This window comes from Aulosira sp. FACHB-615, assembly GCF_014698045.1.
Taxonomy (GTDB): Bacteria; Cyanobacteriota; Cyanobacteriia; order Cyanobacteriales; family Nostocaceae; genus Nostoc_B.
Genome location: NZ_JACJSE010000080.1, coordinates 1 through 2,918 on the forward strand (window position 1 = coordinate 1; position 2,918 = coordinate 2,918).

5 protein-coding genes are annotated in these 2,918 nt (G+C 40.7%); all 5 read right to left on the reverse strand.

Translation table 11 applies throughout. From position 1 onward, the window contains the following. Window positions 1–165: 165 nt before the first annotated feature. Window positions 166–381, reverse strand: coding sequence for a hypothetical protein (locus H6G77_RS35240; protein ID WP_190594530.1), 216 nt, complete (start codon window positions 379–381; stop codon window positions 166–168). 191 nt (window positions 382–572) lie between these two features. Then, window positions 573–1,088 carry a hypothetical protein gene (locus tag H6G77_RS35245; protein ID WP_190874146.1) on the reverse strand — a complete coding sequence of 172 codons (516 nt, stop codon included), beginning with the start codon at window positions 1,086–1,088 and terminating at the stop codon, window positions 573–575. A 147-nt stretch (window positions 1,089–1,235) separates the two neighbouring features. After that, window positions 1,236–1,889: a hypothetical protein gene (locus H6G77_RS35250; protein WP_190594528.1), complete on the reverse strand. Its 654-nt coding sequence runs from the start codon at window positions 1,887–1,889 to the stop codon at window positions 1,236–1,238. Window positions 1,890–1,956: 67 nt separating this feature from the next. Further along, window positions 1,957–2,640, reverse strand: coding sequence for a hypothetical protein (locus H6G77_RS35255; RefSeq protein WP_190594527.1), 684 nt, complete (start codon window positions 2,638–2,640; stop codon window positions 1,957–1,959). Window positions 2,641–2,658: 18 nt separating this feature from the next. Continuing rightward, a partial coding sequence (locus H6G77_RS35260; RefSeq protein WP_190874147.1) for a hypothetical protein occupies window positions 2,659–2,918 on the reverse strand: 260 nt, incomplete at its 5' end.

Genomic DNA, 2,918 nt, shown 5'->3' on the forward strand with positions numbered 1-2,918 from the left:
TTCCTGTTTTCGCTACGCTCAAAATCGTCAAGACTACGCAACTCGACTCACTCGCAATTCATCTCAACACCTCCCTATCGGGTAGGTGTGAGCCTTCTTGCTGATTCAGGTAAGTTCGGGGCAATTCCAACAAGATGCAAGGGCAAATACCCTGTCTAACATCCTTCACCCAACCCACGGGCAACTGCCAGCCCGATGAAGCTCTACGGCGAGGTCAAAAGCAGCAAACTTTTGTGGGTCTGTTTTTACTTCTGGGAAATCTTTGGTGTTGGGGTTGGCGCGGAGATGTGGGTTTTGAATTAGAGCCAATCGCTGGTAATAGTAATGGATTAGTTCAGGCTTGCTTAGTTCACGTTCTAGCTTTTCTTTCGGGTTTTCCAATTCTAAAATTGGAGAGTTAACTTGATTTTTTGATTGGTTAATAGTAAGTATTTTGATTAAATAGTTTTTGATTGTCTATCCCAACATTAAAGCAACAAACCTGGAGTTGGTCGGAAAAGGCTAAAACTTCGATTTCTCGGAATATCTCGGATCATCCTTTGAGGCGATCGCTGCATACTGGGCTGTTTAACTTAAACTTTGCATGGGTTTGTCGATAATCCGCATAATGCTTCTTCTGGCGAATCACCAAAGGCATACTGATCAACAGTAGAATTGATGGCAATGTAGCAATCAATTCTACCATCATCAAGGTGATAAGTACCAGGGTGACGGGGAACGACGAAATAAGTTTTTTCTGAGTCGTCAAAATGTTCTGGTGCTACCACCTCTAAAGCGATTCCAGCCTCCAATGCGAAAGCGTTAAATTGCTGTTCAAGACGATTATCAAGCACATGTTCTTCGTCTTCGATTTTGTTTTCGACTAAATGCAAAATCTCTCTTTCGCTAACCTTTGATCCATTTACAGCCAACCAAATTCTTCTCCAATTGGGTTCTCTTCGGTGAGGTTCAACTTGAATGGACACCTCCTTCCCGCAAATTGTTCGAGAACTACTTTTTAATGTTCCAAGAGCCTCAGACTTGAGAGATACAAACAAGTCTGAAATTTCTTGCCACTTGGCACATCCATTGAATTTTTTAAATTTCATGGCAACTCCTGGTTCTTAACTGCGAATTGTCAAAGCCCTGGAAACAACCGCCCCCACACCGAAGTTTCTGACCTTCACCACCAGCCTCAAACACACTGTTGAAACCCCGATGAAGAGCTTGTGTTTCCAGGGTGTTGATGGAGTGGATTATTCCATTTTTTGATAATCAGAAAATAAGCTATTCAACTTATTAACAAATTGACAATACAAACTTTTATTTTCATAAGTACCGCTAGAATTCTCCCATGAATTACAAAGCCTGGGATTAGTGATGGGTAAAATTAAAGCAGAGAAAGCAGCAATCAAAGGGACAAGTAATATTAGGTTCCGAGCATCAGTAATTAAGCCACCAACTTCGCTCAAAATAGGGAAATCGTATTGATGACGATGTGTAATTACTGGGTCTTTGGGTTGATGGTGGACGGGGGGCTGGTTTTGTAAGTTGACATTCGATGAAGTATCTAATTCTAGGATATTCTTTCTCAATACCTCAATTGCTGTAACCACGTCATCTATAGGCTGTCCATCTCTGGCATGAGCAACCAGTATTGCTTCCAAAATTATTAATCTTGACTTTGATGTTAGCAGTATGGGCATCCGTTGATTAGCTTGATTGATAAATTCTTGTTGTTCTTTCAGCAAATTGCTGGTTTCCAGATTATTTACCCATTGTTTCCGAATTAAAAGTTCACGCTCTTGAAGTTGAAAGCTTTGAGAAATACTATTAATCAGCTTCACAATGCTATTGGCAACCCTAGAAAAAGGGCTGAGTGGATGATTATTTTGATTTTGTTCTTGCATAAGGTTGGTTGAATTATAAATTGAAAAAAATAGAGCATCAACAACTGCTGATTGATGCTCTTCTCTGTTACTGGGCAAGAGCAAGCTCCGGCATTGGCAACCACTGACCATCGTGGTAAACAGCCCTACCCACGGGTGACTGGGATGCGATCGCTCTAATTCTCTCCGCACTCAGCCTGCAATCTTTGGGAAGAAAATCTGTACCCAGAAGATAGTTGTAAAGAGCAAGATTATCCTTGTGAACAATCAAAACTGGATTGAAGGACACCCAAAACTGTCGGCTAATTCCCGTTTCGCTGGCGAAGAAACTTGATCCAAGCAACCAAATATAGATACCCGCCGCATTCCCTAAGCACAAATAATTGATGATTTTATTCGCCAACCAAGTTCTGTTGTTTCTGTTTTGACCAAAAAAGTGAAAGATCAACGTACTCTCTGGTAAAACAAGTAATTTTTCACCTTCGAGAGACTCAAATTCAGTAAAACAGTGCCGTATCCACGCCACAAATTTTTCTACATCCGAATCTGTGACGACAGCAGAAGAGTCCTGAATCCACAAAATGTCAGCGCAAGAAGAGTATTGGCTTTTGCTGGAATAGGCTTTGATGTCGATTACATAAACCTTGAGGTTTGGTCGTTGTTGCTTGATACTTTTGATGGACTGATTAGCAAAAACATCTTTGCCAGCACAAGGCGCACCAATGAGCAAGTTGTGTTTAAGAGGGAGCGAAAGGTTAAGAACTGATTGCATATTGCTCTCCTGAAAATGTTAGTTTTGATTACTGTTCAAGCTACCGTCGAATTTATATTTGAGTGGCGAATTTTGAAGCAATCGTTCAATTCCCAAGCGCATTAATTCTGGTGGAATTCCTTCTAAGTTCAATTCATTTTGGATAAACTCATCAATTGTTGATGCCAGGGGGAACGCATCTAAATATAGTACATAATTACTAAAGCAGAGATAAAGGCAGCGATCGCTGATGATATAGAGGTTGAGCAATGAGGGTTTGATGGTAAAGTCATTGTAAA

What these genes read in the sequence shown, in the direction of transcription:
- H6G77_RS35245 (WP_190874146.1), bottom strand. Translation starts at nt 1,088, where the DNA reads ATGAAATTTAAAAAATTCAATGGATGTGCCAAGTGGCAAGAAATTTCA.
- H6G77_RS35250 (WP_190594528.1), bottom strand. Translation starts at nt 1,889, where the DNA reads ATGCAAGAACAAAATCAAAATAATCATCCACTCAGCCCTTTTTCTAGG.
- H6G77_RS35255 (WP_190594527.1), bottom strand. Translation starts at nt 2,640, where the DNA reads ATGCAATCAGTTCTTAACCTTTCGCTCCCTCTTAAACACAACTTGCTC.